This is a genomic window from Streptomyces sp. NPDC127197 (assembly GCF_042672405.1).
Taxonomy (GTDB): Bacteria; Actinomycetota; Actinomycetes; order Streptomycetales; family Streptomycetaceae; genus Streptomyces; species Streptomyces flavusporus.
The window spans coordinates 17,663-32,635 of sequence record NZ_JBHXVG010000033.1; the positions used below are offsets into that span (position 1 = coordinate 17,663).

Sequence of the window (14,973 nt, forward strand, 5' to 3'; positions counted from 1 at the left end):
AGGGAGCCACCGATGATTCTGCTCCGTCGCCTGCTGGGTGACGTGCTGCGTCGGCAGCGCCAGCGCCAGGGCCGTACTCTGCGCGAAGTCTCCTCGTCCGCCCGAGTCTCACTCGGCTATCTCTCCGAGGTGGAGCGGGGGCAGAAGGAGGCTTCCTCCGAACTGCTCTCCGCCATCTGCGACGCGCTGGACGTACGGATGTCCGAGCTCATGCGGGAAGTGAGCGACGAGCTCGCCCTCGCCGAGCTGGCCCAGTCTGCTGCGGCCACACCCAGCGAGCCCGTACCCACGGCGGTTCGTCCGATGCTGGGTTCCGTGTCGGTGACCGGTGTGCCGCCGGAACGGGTGACCATCAAGGCGCCCTCCGAGACGGTCGACGTGGTCGCGGCGTGACGTACGCGCGCGTTGGACGCGTGGGCTGACGCTCACGCCACAGGAGTCGTGTGATGCCCCGGCCGGGGCTTCCCGGGAGATCCCCTGGGGAGTGCCGTCGGGGTTTTCGCATGTGTGGGGTCTTGCCTCGGATTCGCTTTGATTCCCGTTCGGGTGCGTTTGCCGGTCCCGGGTGCCGCGTTCATCGTGGAGGGACATGCCGGGCGAGCCAACGGAGGTGCGATGTACGTCGTCAAGAGCCCACTGTCCGATGCGCATCTGATGACCGTCTCCGAGGCGCTGCAGGGCGCACTCGTCGATCTGGTGGACCTCGCCCTGGTGGCCAAGCAGATCCACTGGAACGTCGTGGGGCCGCGCTTCCGGTCGGTGCACCTTCAGCTCGACGAAGTGGTCGCCACCGCGCGAACCCACTCCGACACCGTGGCCGAACGGGCCTCGGCCCTGGGCGTCTCGCCCGACGGGCGCGCTTCGACGGTGGCCGTCGGCAGCGGCATCGGGGCGGTGAACGGCGGCTGGATCCAGGACGGGGACGCCGTGGCGGTGCTCGTCGAGGCCCTCGGGGCGCTGATCGGGCGGATGCGGGAGCGGGTGGCCGCGACCGCGGAGGCGGATCCGGTGTCGCAGGACATCTTCATCGGGATCACGGCGGATCTCGAGAAGCACTACTGGATGTTCCAGGCCGAGAACGGTTGACCGGGGTTGCGCCTGCCCCGGCGGCGGAGCCCGGCGGTGCGGGGTGCCTCCCCCACGCTCGAACGAGCTCGCGCGGGGGCACCCCCATCGCCCACCCGTGCCCATGGGGGTCCGTCCCCCCAGGCCCTTGAGGCACTGAGGAGGCACGACTGCCCGCAGCTCAGCCCGTCCAGTCCGAGCGAGGTGACGGCCATGGTGGCGCGGACAGTGCGCTGGGGGGCCGTTCTGGGACTCGAGGCGGTGTGGTGGTGGGCCGTGCTGCGGCTTGCGGTGGCGCCGGACGCAGGGGCGCTGGAGGGGGTGGTCGCGGCCGGGGGGTGGGGATTGAGCCTGTTGCCGGTGCACTGCGCGCCCAGGGCGCGGGCGGCCGGGGCGCTCGGGGTGGCGCGGTGGCGGAACGCCTTGCGGACCAGCGCTACCAGGGCATCGCCACACCCCCGTTCGGACGCAGGATCTGGCCCGTGGTGAAGGCCGATGCGTCGGAGGCCAGGTGGAGGACCGCGTGGGCGACGTCCTCCGGTTCGCCGACCCGGCCCAGCGGCGACATCCGCGCCATCACCGCCTCGGTGTGCGCCTGGGCCGCGTCGTCGTGGCGGTCGGTCATGGGAGTGCGGATCCAGCCCGGCGCGACCGCGTTCACACGGATGCCGGACCGGCCCAGCTCCGTCGCCAGCGTCTTCGTCAGCTGTACGACGGCCGCCTTGGCTGCGCCGTAGCACAGCAGGCCGGGGCCGCCGGTGTCGACGGCGCCGGACGCCATCGTGATGATGCTGCCCCTGATGTTCCGGTCGAGCATCAGACGGGCCGACTCCTGGCAGGCGTACAGCACGCCCTTGAAGTTGACGTTCAGCACCCGGTCGAGGTCCTCGTCCCGGGTCTCCAGGACCGGGCTGCTGTGCATGATTCCGGCGATCGCGGCCAGCACGTCCAGCCGCTCGCAGGACTCGACGGCCTCTCTGACCTGGGTGCGGTCGGTGACGTCGAGGTGGTGGGTGCGGGCGGTGCCGCCGTGGTCCTTGATCCGGGTCGCCGTCTCGTGCAGGCCCTGCGCGTCGCGGTCGGCGCAGTGCACGGTGGCGCCGGCCCGGGCGAGCAGGACCGCCGAGGCGCGGCCGATGCCGCCGGCGGCGCCGGTGACGAATGCGGTGCGTCCGGTGAGGTCGTACGCCTTCACGGCCATGCTGGGACGGTACGAGCATTCCTGACGGGTCGTCAATTAGTACGGTGACGGGTTCCGTCTCGTACGCGAGGTGCCGGACGTCGGGGCCGGGCCTGGCTGGCAGGTCGGGCACCAGTAGGTGGGGCGCTCGCGGGAGCCGTCGCCCTGGTCGGCGACGCGGACGGGCGTGTGGCAGCGCAGGCAGGGGCGGGGCGCACGGCCGTAGACGAACAGGTCCTGGCCGCGGCGGCCCGTCGTGGTGCGGACCGGGCGGTCGCGGTTGGCCTCCAGGAGTTTCCTGGCGAGGGCCGGGAGCTTGGCCGCGCGGTCGGCGGGGAGGTCGCCGACCGGGAGCCACGGGGTGGCGTTGAGCAGGAAGCAGAGCTCGCTCTTGTACACGTTCCCGATGCCGGCGAGGTTGCGCTGGTCCAGGAGGGCTTCGCCCAGGGGGCGGGCGGGGTCTGCGAGAAGGTTGGCCAGCGCACGGTCCGGGTCCCAGTCCGGGCCCAGCAGGTCGGGGCCGAGATGGCCGACAGCGCGATCCTCGTCGGCGGTACGGAGGAGTTCGAGGACGGGGAGGCGGTAGCCGACGGCCGTGCGGTCGGCCGTGCCCAGGATCGCGCGGATCTGGTGTGCCGGGCCGCCGGTCCAGCGCCGGCCGCTCGCGTACACCTTCCAGGAGCCGTCCATCCGCAGGTGCGAGTGCAGGGTCAGGCCGCCTTCGATACGGGCCAGGATGTGCTTGCCGCGCGGGGTGACGTCCAGCACGGTACGGCCGGTGAGGTCGGCCGTCGCGTATTTCGGCACGCGCAGGTCGGAGCGGGTCAGCACCTTGCCCGCGAGGGCGCCGTGCAACCGCCTCGCGGCCTGCCAGACCGTGTCTCCTTCGGGCATGGGTTCAGGGTGGCACGGGGAGAGGGGCGTGTGCCGGGTCGCGTTGTGGGACGTGGTTCACGCTCGTAGGCGTAGGCCTCTCGGTGTTGCGACGAAGCCTGCTGTTTCCAGCAGGGTGCCTATCGGGGACGTCAGGGCGGGGGTGCCGTTGATGCGTTCCACCGTGACCGTGCCGAGGGAGCCGGCGCGGGCGGCTGCGGCGAGGGCCTCGGCGGCCGCGCCGAGGCGTGGGTCGTCGGTGGGTGTGAGGTCCGGGGCGGTGGGCCAGGCCAGCAGGGTCTTGCCGCCGCGTTCCATGTAGAGGGCCGGCTCGCCGTCGACGAGAACGACGAGAGAGCCCGCCTTGCGGCCCGGCTTGTGCCCGGCGCCCGTCGGGGGCTCCGGCCAGGGGAGAGCGGCGCCGTAGGCGTTCGCCGGGTCGGCGGCGGCGAGGACGACGGCACGGGAGGCGGCGGAGGGGCGGTTGCCGCGGGCGGGGGAGCCGGGGATCGTGCGGCCGCCGTTCTGCCAGGAGGGGGCGCCCTGCGGAGTGCCGGATGTGGGGAAGTCCCGGGGTGAGACATAGTCGCCCGGTGAGGGGTGGGGGAGCGGGGAGTCGGCGTCCAGGGGGTCGTACGCCAGGTCGGCCTGGTAGGCATGGTCGTCGAACGGGCCGAGGGCGTCGGCGGCGGTGAAGTAGCCCTCGGAGGCGCCGGTCCCGAACTGGGGGTCGGGCAGCCCGTCGCCCCGGTCGCGGGCATTGGCCACGGCCCGCAGGCGGTCCACGGCGCCGTCCATCGCGAACTGTGCGGCCCCGAGCCCCTCGACGACATAGCCGCGCCGTGCCTGACCGCTCTCCTCGAAGACGGACAGAATGCGGTACGTCGCCGAGAACCCGCCCTCGACGCCCTCCGAGGCGACGGCTCCCCGGGTCACGACGCCATGCCGGTCGAGGAGTGTGCGGGCCAGGGCGTGGGCACGCACGGTGAGGTCGGGTTCGTGGGCCGGGAGCAGGGACCAGCGGCCGGCGACGGTCGGCGGGCCGCTGCGGGAGGCGGGGCGGGCGGCAGCGGTCAGGGAGCCGTAGCGGCCCCGCGGGACCGTGCGTTTGGCGCGGTGTGCCGTGGAACCCGCGGTGCGGCCGGAGCCGAGCAGGGAGCGCAGGGGCGCGAGGGTGTCGTTGGTCAGTCGGCCGGACCAGGCCAGGTCCCAGACGGCGTCGGCCAGTTGGGGGTCCGTGGCCTCGGGGTGGGTGGTGGCACGGACCTGGTCGGCGATCTGGCGGAAGAACAGACCGTAGCCGCCGGAGAGGGCGTCCAGGACGGACTGGTGCAGGGCCGTCAGCTCCAGCGGATGCGGGGGCGGCAGGAGGAGCGGGGCCGCGTCCGCCAGGTACAGGGACACCCAGCCGTCCTTGCCGGGGAGCGCGCCGGCTCCGGCCCACACCACCTCGCCGGCGGCCGTGAGTTCGTCGAGCATCGCGGGGGTGTAGTTCGCGACGCGGGACGGCAGGACGAGCTTCTCCAGGGCGGAGGCGGGCACCGATGCGCCCTGCAACTGCTCGATGGCGCGCACCAGTCCGTCGATGCCGCGCAGCGCATGGCCCCTGCCGATGTGCTGCCACTGCGGCAGGAACTGCGCGAGCGCGGCCGGCGGGACCGGCTCCAGCTCGTGCCGCAGCGCGGCCAGGGAACGGCGACGCAGTCGGCGCAGTACGGCTGCGTCGCACCACTCCTGGCCGATGCCGGCCGGGTGGAACTCTCCCTGTACGACCCGCCCCGACGCCGCCATCCGCTGCAGGGCGCCCTCGGTGACGGCCACGCCCAGGCCGAAGCGGGCCGCGGCCGTCGTGGACGTGAACGGGCCATGGGTGCGGGCGTAGCGCGCGAGGAGATCGCCGAGGGGGTCCTTCACCGGTTCGGTGAAGGCTTCCGGGACCCCGACCGGCAGTGCCGTGCCCAGTGCGTCGCGCAGGCGGCCCGCGTCCTCGATCGCCGCCCAGTGGTCCGCCCCGGCGATACGGACCCGGATCGCCCGGCGGGCGCCCGCCAACTCCTTGGCCCACTGCGGTTCGGCACCCCGCTCGGCCAGCTCGGCGTCCGTGAGCGGGCCGAGAAGCCGCAGCACATCGGCGACGCCCTCGGCGTCCTTGACGCGCCTGTCCTCGGTGAGCCACTGCAGCTCCCGCTCCAGCTCGGTCAGCACCTCCGCGTCCAGCAGCTCGCGCAGCTCCGCCTGGCCGAGCAGCTCGGCGAGCAGACGCGAGTCCAGCGACAGGGCGGCGGCCCGGCGCTCGGCGAGCGGCGAGTCCCCCTCGTACAGGAACTGGGCGACGTACCCGAAGAGGAGGGAGCGCGCGAAGGGGGACGGCTCCGGAGTGGTGACCTCGACCAGGCGGACCTTGCGGGACTCGAGATCGCCCATCAGCTCGACGAGCCCGGGGACGTCGAAGACGTCCTGGAGGCATTCGCGCACCGCCTCCAGGATGATCGGGAACGAGCCGAACTCACCGGCCACCTGAAGCAGTTGGGAGGCGCGCTGGCGCTGCTGCCACAGGGGCGTGCGCTTGCCCGGGTTGCGGCGCGGCAGCAGCAGCGCGCGGGCGGCGCACTCGCGGAAACGCGACGCGAACAGGGCCGAGCCGCCCACCTGGTCGGTGACGATCTGGTCGACCTCGCCCTTGTCGAAGACCACGTCCGCCGCCCCGACGGGCGCCTGTTCGGCGTCGTATTCCGTGCCCACCTTCATCGGTTCCCGGTCGAGCAGGTCCAGGCCCATGAGGTCGGCGTCCGGCAGGCGCAGCACGATGCCGTCGTCGGCGTGCATGACCTGCGCGTCCATGCCGTACCGCTCGGAGAGCTTGGCGCCGAGGGCGAGCGCCCAGGGGGCGTGCACCTGGGCGCCGAAGGGGGAGTGCACGACGACCCGCCAGTCCCCGAGCTCGTCGCGGAAGCGTTCGACGACGATGGTGCGGTCATCGGGGACGTGGCCGCAGGCCTCGCGCTGTTCGTCCAGGTAGGACAGGACGTTGTCCGCCGCCCAGACGTCCAGGCCGGCGGCGAGCAGGCGCAGCCGGGCGTCCTCCTTGGTCAGTGAGCCGACCTCGCGCAGGAACGCGCCCACCGCACGGCCCAGTTCCAGTGGGCGGCCCAACTGGTCGCCCTTCCAGAACGGGAGCCGCCCCGGGACGCCGGGAGCGGGGGAGACCAGGACCCGGTCGCGGGTGATGTCCTCGATGCGCCAGGAGCTGGTGCCGAGCGTGAAGACGTCCCCGACCCGGGACTCGTAGACCATCTCCTCGTCGAGCTCGCCGACCCGGCCGCCGCCCTTCTTGGGATCGGCACCGGCGAGGAAGACGCCGAACAGGCCACGGTCGGGAATCGTGCCCCCCGAGGTGACGGCGAGGCGCTGCGCTCCGGGGCGGCCGGTGATCGTGCCGGCGATGCGGTCCCACACCACGCGCGGGCGCAGTTCCGCGAACGCGTCCGACGGGTAGCGCCCGGCGAGCATGTCGAGGACCCCGGTGAACGCCGACTCCGGGAGCGATGCGAAGGGGGCGGCCCGACGGACCATGGCGAGCAGGTCGTCGACCTGCCAGGTGTCCATCGCCGTCATGGCGACGAGCTGCTGGGCCAGGACGTCCAGGGGGTTGGCCGGAACCTTCAGGGACTCGATCGCGCCGGTGCGCATCCGCTCGGTGACCACGGCCGCCTGCACCAGGTCGCCGCGGTACTTGGGGAAGACCACGCCGGTGGAGACCGCGCCGACCTGGTGGCCCGCACGACCGACGCGCTGGAGGCCGGAGGCCACGGACGGCGGAGACTCGACCTGGACCACGAGGTCCACCGCGCCCATGTCGATGCCGAGTTCGAGGCTGGAGGTGGCGACCACGGCGGGGAGCCGGCCCGCCTTGAGGTCCTCCTCGACAAGGGCCCGCTGCTCCTTCGACACCGAGCCGTGGTGGGCGCGGGCGATGACGGGCGGGGCGCCCTGGGCGGCACCCGAGCCGCCCATGAGTGCGGCGGGGGCGTGGTGCTCGTCCAGGGGCTCGCCGGTGGCCCGCTCGTACGCGATCTCGTTGAGCCGGTTGCACAGGCGCTCCGCGAGGCGGCGGGAGTTGGCGAAGACGATGGTGGAGCGGTGGGCCTGGACGAGATCGGTGATGCGCTCCTCGACATGCGGCCAGATGGACGGGCGCTCGGCGCCCTCGGAGCCGTCGGCCACCGGGGAGCCACCCAGTTCGCCCAGGTCCTCGACGGGGACCACGACCGAGAGGTCGAACTCCTTGCCGGACTCCGGCTGAACGATCTCCACCCTGCGGCGGGGGGAGAGGAAGCGGGCGACCTCGTCGACCGGGCGGACCGTCGCGGAGAGGCCGATACGGCGGGCCGGCTTCGGAAGGAGCTCGTCCAGGCGCTCCAGGGAGAGAGCGAGGTGCGCGCCGCGCTTGGTGCCGGCGACCGCGTGCACCTCGTCGAGGATCACCGTTTCGACGCCGGACAGCGCGTCGCGCGTGGCCGACGTCAGCATCAGGAACAGGGACTCGGGGGTGGTGATCAGGATGTCCGGCGGGCGGGTGGACAGGGCGCGGCGCTCGGCGGCCGGGGTGTCGCCGGAGCGGATGCCGACCTTCACGTCCGGCTCCGGCAGGCCGAGGCGCACGGACTCCTGGCGGATGCCGGTCAGGGGGCTGCGCAGGTTGCGCTCCACGTCCACGGCGAGGGCCTTGAGCGGGGAGACGTAGAGGACGCGGCAGCGCTTCCTGGGGTCGGCCGGGTGGGGGGTCGAGGTGAGCTGGTCCAGGGCCGCGAGGAAGGCGGCCAGTGTCTTGCCGGAACCCGTGGGGGCGACCACCAGTACGTCCGATCCCGCACGGATGGCCTGCCACGCACCCGCCTGGGCCGCGGTGGGCGCGGAAAAGGCCCCCGTGAACCAGCCGCGGGTCGCGGGGGAGAAGCCGTCGAGGGCTCGGTGCCTGGAGCTCGCCATGGGTCCATCCTGCACCCGGCCACTGACAATACGGCTGACCTGCGCGTTTGCTGCTTCGGGCCAGGCGATGCCGGAGAATGGAGTCATGGCGGGTACCGGCGAGCGGGCGCGGCACTGGCAGTACGCGGAACTGCCCGGTGTTGATCTGTTGCGGGCCCGCTACATCCGGAAGACGTTCGTGCGGCACACGCACGAAAACTTCGTGATCGCCGCCATCGCCGACGGGGTGGAGGTCTTTCACCACGGCGGGGGCGATCAGTACGCGGGTGCCGGGGCGCTGGCCCTGGTCAATCCGGACACCCCGCACACGGGGCGAGCCGGGGTACCGGAGGGATGGCGGTACGGGGCCGTGTATCCGTCGCCGGAGGTGGTGGCGGACATCGCCGCGGAGACGACCGCGATACGCGGTACTCCGGGGTTCGTCCGGCCCGTGCTCGACGATCCGTACGCCGTGAGCCTTGTGCATCAGGTACTGCGTGCCGCCGACGAGGGCAACGCGCTGGCGGCCGACACGCTGCTGCGGGTCGCCGTGACGCGGCTGCTGCGGTTGAACGGCGGAGCACTGCCACAACGCCAGGTACGCACGGCGGGAACGCGGATCGCGGCACGCGCGCGTGAGGTGCTGGAGGAGCGGATGGCCGAGCCGCCGACCCTGGAGACGCTCGCCGGGAACCTCGGCACCAGCCCGTTCGCGTTGCTGCGGGCGTTCCGGGAGGTGTACGGCATGCCGCCGCACGCCTGGCTGACCGATGCCCGCGTGCGCCGGGCGCGCCGGTTGCTGGACGCGGGGACAGCGCCCGCCGAAGCCGCCGTCGCGGTCGGGTTCACCGACCAGCCGCACCTGAACCGGCACTTCAGCAGGATCGTGGGCGTGCCTCCGGGGGCTTACCAACGGGAGCGCAAGAACGTACAAGACGCTGCGCGACGGCTGCACCTACCGTCCGACGTATGGCAGAACGGACAGCTCACGCAGACACGCACGCAGACATACGGGCCGACCGCGGAGGAAGGCCGGACGCCGCCGTCGTACGGGACGCCCTCGGGGTCGGAGTCGCCGTAGGACTGTCGGGGTTCGCCTTCGGGGTGACCTCGGCGGGCAGTGGGCTCAGCTTGTTGCAGACATGTGCGCTCAGCCTGCTGGTGTTCACCGGCGCCTCCCAGTTCGCGCTGGTGGGGGCACTCGCCGCGGGCGGGAACCCGCTCACGGCGGCTGCGGGCGCCTTCTTCCTGGGCGTGCGCAACGCCTTCTACGGGCTGCGGCTGTCGCAGTTGCTGGCCCTCCCGCGCGCGGTGCGCCCGTTCGCCGCTCAGTGGGTGATCGACGAGACGACGGCGGTCGCCTTGGCCCAGCCCACGCGGCGCAGCATCCGGATCGGGTTCGTCGTGACCGGGCTCAGCCTGTACGTGCTGTGGAACCTGACCACGCTGCTGGGTGCGCTGGGGGCCGAGGCCCTCGGCGACACGGCCACCTGGGGGCTGGACGCGGCCGGGCCCGCGGTCTTTCTGGCGTTGCTGGCGCCGATGCTGAGGACCGGGACCGAGCGAGCCGTCGCCGGACTCGCCGTGGTCCTGGGGCTGGGGCTGCTGCCGGTGCTGCCCGCGGGTGTGCCGGTGCTGGCGGCCGCTCTCGCGGCGCCGGCCGTGCTGTTCGTGGAAGGACGCCGAGAGGCACGAAAGGGAATGCGTTGAACGTCTGGATCGCGATCGGTGTCACCGCCGTCGGCTGCTACGCCGTCAAGCTCGCCGGACTCCTCGTCCCGGCCGGTGTGCTCGAGCGGCCCCTCGTCAAACGGCTCGCAGCACTCCTCCCCGTCGCCCTCCTCGCCGCCCTCACGGCCCAGCAGACCTTCGCCGACGGGCAGGCGCTCGTGCTGGACGCGCGCGTGGCGGGGCTTGCAGCGGCGGCGCTGGCGCTGTTCCTGCGCGCCCCGTTCCTGCTTGTCGTCGCGGCGGCGGTCGTGGTGACGGCGGGGGTACGGGCAATGGGTGGGTGAGACGAGCCGAAGGGGCGGCGAGACATCCGCGGTCAGCCAATGGGCCGGCCGTATGCCCTGAGCGTGCGCAGTGCCTCGATCGTCACCATGGGGCGCGCCTCCAGCGCCGGGGCGGGTGCCCACTGACGCCATCGGATCGGCCAGCCGCCGTCTTCCTGCTGTTCGCTCGCGAGGAAGTCCAGGGAGCGGTTCATCTCGTCGTCGGTGAACCACGCGCGCGCGAGGGACTGCGGAGTCTTCGCGTAGTCGTGAGGGAAGTGGTGCTCCCCGGGGGCGTAGCCGGGGGCCAGGGGGTAGGCGTCCGGCTTCTCCGGGTCCAGGACCACGAGGTGTTGCTCGCGCACCAGGCGGCCCAGGCGGTCGGCGGCCGCCTCCGCGCGCGGGCGGTCGGGTGCCGAGTCCAGGAAGGCCACGGCGGCCTCGATCTCGTAGGGGTGGGACCGCTCCAGGGACTCGACCGTGTGCCAGCAGAAGTCCGTGGCCCGGAACAGCCAGGCGTGCCAGACCTCGTTGCGGTGCAGTAGGCCCACCACCGGGCCGGTGGCGAGCAGTTCGCTCGGAGGGTCGTCGACGACCGGCACGAAGGGGGCGGTCGGATAGCCCCGCTGGCTGGGATGGATCGCCGGCAGCGCGCCGTCCGCCGTGGACACGGAGGTCAGGTACCGGCACACACGCTCCACCCGCTGCCCGCCGCAGCGCCCGAGGGAGTCCAGGACGCGCAGGGCGTGGGAGGTGTGCAGCGGCTGGCTGACCGGGCCGCGCAGATCGGGTTCCAGGGCGTGGCCGTATCCGCCGTCCTGGTTGCGGTAGGCGTCCAGTGCGGTCTCCACCGGGTCGGCGCCGCCGTGCAGGAAGTGGTAGGCGAACAGGCGCTGTTCCAGCACGCGCGCGGTGAGCCAGACGAAGTGCTCGGCGCGGAAGAGCGGGGAGTGCGCCGGGGGCGTAGGGGGGAGTGGGGAAGCTCCGGTTTCGGCCATGGGTCAGACCGTAGGGCGGAAAGCGTTCTCGGCAAGCGGTCCCGGCTCGGGCCCACCCTCAGGGGCGGGATACTGGTGTCATGAGGTTGACGGTCTTCTGGGAGCGGATGGCGGAGCACTTCGGTACGGGCTACGCCGAGACCTTCGCGCGCGATCACGTGATGTCGGAGCTCGGCGGGCGCACCGTGCACCAGGCGCTCGACGCCGGCTGGGAGGCCAAGGACGTGTGGCGGGTGGTCTGCTCGGTCATGAACGTGCCACAGGAAAAGCGCTGACCGGTCACGAAGATCGCAGGACCGCATCCGATTGTCACCGGTGTGGGCGAGACTTGCACCGTGGCACCCATAGACGAGACCGGGCAGGCAGCCCAGCAAGCATCTCCCTCCGGCACCGCGCCGCCCGCCCGGCCCCGCGGCCGCGCGTCGGGCGCACGCATGCCGCGTTGGCTGCCACGCGCCATGGTGCTCGCGCTCGCGCTCATCGCCGTGTTCCAGCTGGGCAGCTGGGCCTTTCACCAGCTCACCGGCCTGCTGATCAACATCCTGATCGCGTTCTTCATGGCCCTCGCGATAGAACCCGCGGTGAGCTGGATGGCCTCGCGCGGCATGCGCCGAGGGGCCGCCACCGGCATCGTCTTCCTCGCCGTGATCATCGCGTCCGCGGGCTTCGTCACGCTGCTCGGCTCCATGCTCGCCGGCCAGATCATCACGATGGTCGAGGGATTCCCGGGCTATCTCGACTCCGTCATCAACTGGATCAACGCGCACTTCGACACCGACCTGAAGCGGGTGGACGTCCAGGAGGGCCTGCTCCGCTCCGACTGGCTGCGCAACTACGTGCAGAACAGCGCCACCGGCGTCCTGGACGTGTCCACGCAGGTCCTCGGGGGGCTCTTCCAGCTGCTGACGATCACCCTGTTCGCGTTCTACTTCGCCGCCGACGGACCCAGACTGCGCCGCGCGCTCTGCTCCGTACTGCCGCCCGCCCGGCAGGCCGAGGTCCTGCGGGCCTGGGAGATCGCCGTCAACAAGACCGGCGGCTACCTGTACTCGCGCGGCCTGATGGCACTCATCTCGGGGATTGCGCACTACATCCTGCTGGAGACCCTGAGCGTGCCCTACGCGCCCGTGCTGGCCGTCTGGGTGGGGCTCGTGTCGCAGTTCATCCCCACCATCGGCACGTATCTCGCGGGTGCGCTGCCCATGCTGATCGCCTTCACGGTCGACCCCTGGTACGCGCTGTGGGTGCTGGTCTTCGTCCTGATCTACCAGCAGTTCGAGAACTACATGCTGCAGCCCAAGCTGACCGCCAAGACCGTCGACATCCACCCCGCGGTCGCCTTCGGCTCGGTCATCGCGGGCACCGCTCTCCTCGGCGCGGTCGGCGCGCTGATCGCCATCCCGGCGGTCGCCACGCTCCAGGCGTTCCTCGGGGCGTATGTGAGGCGGTACGACGTCACGGACGATCCGCGCGTGGACGGGAACCACAGACGGGAGCCGGGGCGGCCCGGGGCGCTCATGCGCGCGCGACGCCTGTGGGAGCGGCTGCGGGAGACGGAGCGGAGCTCGACGGCGGAGCGTCAGTAGGGAGCCAGGGGCCGCTGTCGGTGTGCCGACGTAGTCTCGGAAGTGCCGTGTGGCGCGCTTGACACAAAAATCGAACATCCATTCTCATGGAGGCTCCGGCGAGGCTCTGGACGGGGATTTTCCGCAGGATTTGAGGGGGAAGTGCCCGAGTTATCCACAGGCCGGACCCACGTCGGGGCGCATTGTCAGTGGCAGGCGTTAGCGTCTTTGACGTGAAGCGATCGACTCAAGCAAACCGGGTGGAACCCATGGCAGGTACCGACCGCGAGAAGGCACTCGACGCCGCGCTCGCACAGATTGAACGACAATTCGGCAAGGGCGCGGTCATGCGCATGGGCGAGCGGTCGAAGGAGCCCATCGAGGTCATCCCGACCGGCTCGACCGCCCTCGACGTGGCCCTCGGCGTGGGCGGCCTGCCCCGCGGCCGTGTCGTGGAGATCTACGGACCGGAGTCCTCCGGTAAGACGACCCTGACCCTGCACGCGGTGGCGAACGCCCAGAAGGCCGGCGGCCAGGTCGCCTTCGTGGACGCGGAGCACGCCCTCGACCCCGAGTACGCGAAGAAGCTCGGCGTCGACATCGACAACCTGATCCTGTCCCAGCCGGACAACGGCGAGCAGGCCCTGGAGATCGTGGACATGCTGGTCCGCTCCGGCGCGCTCGACCTCATCGTCATCGACTCCGTCGCCGCGCTCGTCCCGCGCGCCGAGATCGAGGGCGAGATGGGCGACAGCCACGTGGGTCTGCAGGCCCGTCTGATGAGCCAGGCCCTGCGGAAGATCACCAGCGCGCTCAACCAGTCCAAGACCACCGCGATCTTCATCAACCAGCTCCGCGAGAAGATCGGTGTGATGTTCGGTTCCCCGGAGACCACGACCGGTGGCCGGGCGCTGAAGTTCTACGCCTCGGTGCGCATCGACATCCGGCGCATCGAGACCCTGAAGGACGGCACGGAGGCGGTCGGCAACCGCACCCGCTGCAAGGTCGTCAAGAACAAGGTCGCGCCCCCCTTCAAGCAGGCCGAGTTCGACATCCTCTACGGCCAGGGCATCAGCCGCGAGGGCGGCCTGATCGACATGGGCGTGGAGCACGGCTTCGTCCGCAAGGCCGGCGCCTGGTACACGTACGAGGGCGACCAGCTCGGCCAGGGCAAGGAAAACGCCCGCAACTTCCTGAAGGACAACCCCGACCTGGCCAACGAAATCGAGAAGAAGATCAAGGAGAAGCTGGGCGTCGGCGTACGGCCCGAGGAGCCCGCCGCCGAACCGGGCGCGGACGCCGCGGTTGCCACCCCCGCGGACGACGCGGCCAAGGCGGCACCGGCACCGACGGCGGCGAAGACGGCCAAGACCAAGGCCGCGGCCGCCAAGAGCTGACCCCGTGACACGGCGAACCGACTGGTCGGAGCACGCCTACTCCGGCCCCCCACACAGACCGGCGCCGGCGAGCGCGGGCGACGGAGGCTTTGCCGGGCACAGTGACGATGAGTCGGACGGAGGCTCGCACCCCGCTGAGGGCGTGAGCGGCAGCGGTCGGCTTCGCGGCGACCGCACAGGGCACGGCGAGGGCGGTTCACGACGTGGGCGTGGACGCCGTCGGCGCGGCTTCGGAGAGCCGTCCGCCGAGGACGGGGACGCCTTCTCCTCGTCGAGGGCCGAGAAGGGGGAGTCCTCAGGGGACCCGGCTGAGCGGGCGCGGGCGATCTGTCTGCGCCTGCTCACCGGGACCCCGCGGACGCGGAAGCAACTTGCGGACGCCCTGCGTAAGCGGGAGATCCCGGACGAGGTTGCCGAGGAGGTGCTGTCACGGTTCGAGGAGGTCGGGCTGATCAACGACAGCGCGTTCGCGGGCGCCTGGGTGGAGTCCCGGCATCACGGCCGGGGGCTGGCCCGCCGGGCGCTCGCCCAGGAGCTGCGGACCAAGGGGGTCGACCCCACGCTGATCGACGAGGCCGTCGCCCAACTCGACTCCGAGCAGGAAGAGTCGACCGCGCGTGAGCTGGTTGCCCGCAAGCTGCGCTCCACCCGCGGCCTCGACCGCGACAAACGACTCCGCCGCCTGGCGAGCATGCTCGCCCGCAAGGGCTACCCCGAGGGCATGGCCCTGCGGGTGGTCCGACAGGAGCTGGAGGAGGAGGGCGAGGACACGGAGTTCCTCGGCGACGAGGGGGTCTGACGCATGTGCCGCGCGCCGGTGACATCCAGAATCCCCGGAACTGCGAACCACGGTTGCACAGCCCACAGCCTCGGTGCGGGAGCAGCTGTGCAAGGGGGCGGGGCGGGGCCCTGTGGCACGGTGGACGCGCGGGG

13 protein-coding genes are annotated in these 14,973 nt (G+C 72.0%); 9 read left to right on the forward strand and 4 right to left on the reverse strand.

What is annotated here, in order from left to right; all coding sequences use genetic code 11:
* The first annotated feature begins 12 nt into the window (after nucleotides 1-12).
* A complete protein-coding gene (locus ACFVJQ_RS35215) occupies nucleotides 13-393 on the forward strand; it encodes a helix-turn-helix domain-containing protein (protein ID WP_129801119.1) in 381 nt (126 codons plus the stop codon).
* 222 nt (nucleotides 394-615) lie between these two features.
* A complete protein-coding gene (locus tag ACFVJQ_RS35220) occupies nucleotides 616-1,086 on the forward strand; it encodes a Dps family protein (protein WP_224735737.1) in 471 nt (156 codons plus the stop codon).
* Nucleotides 1,087-1,501: 415 nt separating this feature from the next.
* Here ACFVJQ_RS35220 and ACFVJQ_RS35225 read toward each other — a convergent pair whose 3' ends face one another.
* Genes ACFVJQ_RS35225 through ACFVJQ_RS35235 form a run of 3 tightly spaced genes read right to left on the reverse strand, consistent with a single transcriptional unit; the run spans nucleotide 1,502 to nucleotide 8,107 of the window.
* Nucleotides 1,502-2,266 carry an SDR family NAD(P)-dependent oxidoreductase gene (locus tag ACFVJQ_RS35225; RefSeq protein WP_385514821.1) on the reverse strand — a complete coding sequence of 255 codons (765 nt, stop codon included), beginning with the start codon at nucleotides 2,264-2,266 and terminating at the stop codon, nucleotides 1,502-1,504.
* Nucleotides 2,267-2,302: 36 nt separating this feature from the next.
* Nucleotides 2,303-3,139: an Fpg/Nei family DNA glycosylase gene (locus tag ACFVJQ_RS35230; RefSeq protein WP_385514820.1), complete on the reverse strand. Its 837-nt coding sequence runs from the start codon at nucleotides 3,137-3,139 to the stop codon at nucleotides 2,303-2,305.
* Nucleotides 3,140-3,196: 57 nt separating this feature from the next.
* A complete protein-coding gene (locus ACFVJQ_RS35235) occupies nucleotides 3,197-8,107 on the reverse strand; it encodes an ATP-dependent helicase (RefSeq protein ID WP_385789724.1) in 4,911 nt (1,636 codons plus the stop codon).
* An 85-nt stretch (nucleotides 8,108-8,192) separates the two neighbouring features.
* On the opposite strand from ACFVJQ_RS35235, the gene ACFVJQ_RS35240 reads away from it, so the two are divergent.
* Genes ACFVJQ_RS35240 through ACFVJQ_RS35250 form a run of 3 tightly spaced genes read left to right on the forward strand, consistent with a single transcriptional unit; the run spans nucleotide 8,193 to nucleotide 10,101 of the window.
* Nucleotides 8,193-9,167 carry an AraC family transcriptional regulator gene (locus ACFVJQ_RS35240; RefSeq protein WP_385514818.1) on the forward strand — a complete coding sequence of 325 codons (975 nt, stop codon included), beginning with the start codon at nucleotides 8,193-8,195 and terminating at the stop codon, nucleotides 9,165-9,167.
* Nucleotides 9,056-9,796 (forward strand): AzlC family ABC transporter permease, encoded by a 741-nt coding sequence (locus ACFVJQ_RS35245; RefSeq protein WP_385514817.1) that lies wholly within the window; start codon nucleotides 9,056-9,058, stop codon nucleotides 9,794-9,796. Before ACFVJQ_RS35240 ends, ACFVJQ_RS35245 begins: the two co-directional genes overlap by 112 nt.
* The gene (locus ACFVJQ_RS35250) at nucleotides 9,793-10,101 is read left to right on the forward strand and encodes an AzlD domain-containing protein (protein ID WP_385514816.1); all 309 of its coding nucleotides are present in this window, start codon (nucleotides 9,793-9,795) and stop codon (nucleotides 10,099-10,101) included. Before ACFVJQ_RS35245 ends, ACFVJQ_RS35250 begins: the two co-directional genes overlap by 4 nt.
* Nucleotides 10,102-10,133: 32 nt before the next feature.
* On the opposite strand, the gene ACFVJQ_RS35255 is transcribed toward ACFVJQ_RS35250, so the two are convergent.
* On the reverse strand, nucleotides 10,134-11,078 hold the full coding sequence (locus ACFVJQ_RS35255) for a hypothetical protein (protein WP_385514815.1): 945 nt from the start codon (nucleotides 11,076-11,078) through the stop codon (nucleotides 10,134-10,136).
* Between the two features lie 80 nt (nucleotides 11,079-11,158).
* Between ACFVJQ_RS35255 and ACFVJQ_RS35260 the strand changes: the two genes are divergently transcribed.
* The 4 genes from ACFVJQ_RS35260 to recX all read left to right on the forward strand — a co-directional run bounded on the left by ACFVJQ_RS35260 (nucleotide 11,159) and on the right by recX (nucleotide 14,839).
* Nucleotides 11,159-11,353 (forward strand): DUF3046 domain-containing protein, encoded by a 195-nt coding sequence (locus tag ACFVJQ_RS35260; RefSeq protein ID WP_385514814.1) that lies wholly within the window; start codon nucleotides 11,159-11,161, stop codon nucleotides 11,351-11,353.
* Nucleotides 11,354-11,413: 60 nt separating this feature from the next.
* Complete coding sequence (locus ACFVJQ_RS35265; RefSeq protein WP_385789727.1) at nucleotides 11,414-12,664, forward strand: AI-2E family transporter; 1,251 nt, start codon at nucleotides 11,414-11,416, stop codon at nucleotides 12,662-12,664.
* 248 nt (nucleotides 12,665-12,912) lie between these two features.
* Complete coding sequence (recA, locus tag ACFVJQ_RS35270; RefSeq protein ID WP_385789729.1) at nucleotides 12,913-14,040, forward strand: recombinase RecA; 1,128 nt, start codon at nucleotides 12,913-12,915, stop codon at nucleotides 14,038-14,040.
* Nucleotides 14,041-14,044: 4 nt separating this feature from the next.
* Entirely contained in the window at nucleotides 14,045-14,839 is a 795-nt protein-coding gene (recX, locus tag ACFVJQ_RS35275; protein WP_385789731.1) for a recombination regulator RecX, read from the forward strand.
* Nucleotides 14,840-14,973 lie beyond the last annotated feature (134 nt).

What these genes read in the sequence shown, in the direction of transcription:
- ACFVJQ_RS35260 (WP_385514814.1), top strand. Translation starts at nt 11,159, where the DNA reads ATGAGGTTGACGGTCTTCTGGGAGCGGATGGCGGAGCACTTCGGTACG.
- ACFVJQ_RS35240 (WP_385514818.1), top strand. Translation starts at nt 8,193, where the DNA reads ATGGCGGGTACCGGCGAGCGGGCGCGGCACTGGCAGTACGCGGAACTG.
- ACFVJQ_RS35245 (WP_385514817.1), top strand. Translation starts at nt 9,056, where the DNA reads ATGGCAGAACGGACAGCTCACGCAGACACGCACGCAGACATACGGGCC.
- ACFVJQ_RS35220 (WP_224735737.1), top strand. Translation starts at nt 616, where the DNA reads ATGTACGTCGTCAAGAGCCCACTGTCCGATGCGCATCTGATGACCGTC.
- ACFVJQ_RS35230 (WP_385514820.1), bottom strand. Translation starts at nt 3,139, where the DNA reads ATGCCCGAAGGAGACACGGTCTGGCAGGCCGCGAGGCGGTTGCACGGC.
- ACFVJQ_RS35225 (WP_385514821.1), bottom strand. Translation starts at nt 2,266, where the DNA reads ATGGCCGTGAAGGCGTACGACCTCACCGGACGCACCGCATTCGTCACC.
- recA (WP_385789729.1), top strand. Translation starts at nt 12,913, where the DNA reads ATGGCAGGTACCGACCGCGAGAAGGCACTCGACGCCGCGCTCGCACAG.
- ACFVJQ_RS35235 (WP_385789724.1), bottom strand. Translation starts at nt 8,107, where the DNA reads ATGGCGAGCTCCAGGCACCGAGCCCTCGACGGCTTCTCCCCCGCGACC.
- ACFVJQ_RS35215 (WP_129801119.1), top strand. Translation starts at nt 13, where the DNA reads ATGATTCTGCTCCGTCGCCTGCTGGGTGACGTGCTGCGTCGGCAGCGC.
- ACFVJQ_RS35255 (WP_385514815.1), bottom strand. Translation starts at nt 11,078, where the DNA reads ATGGCCGAAACCGGAGCTTCCCCACTCCCCCCTACGCCCCCGGCGCAC.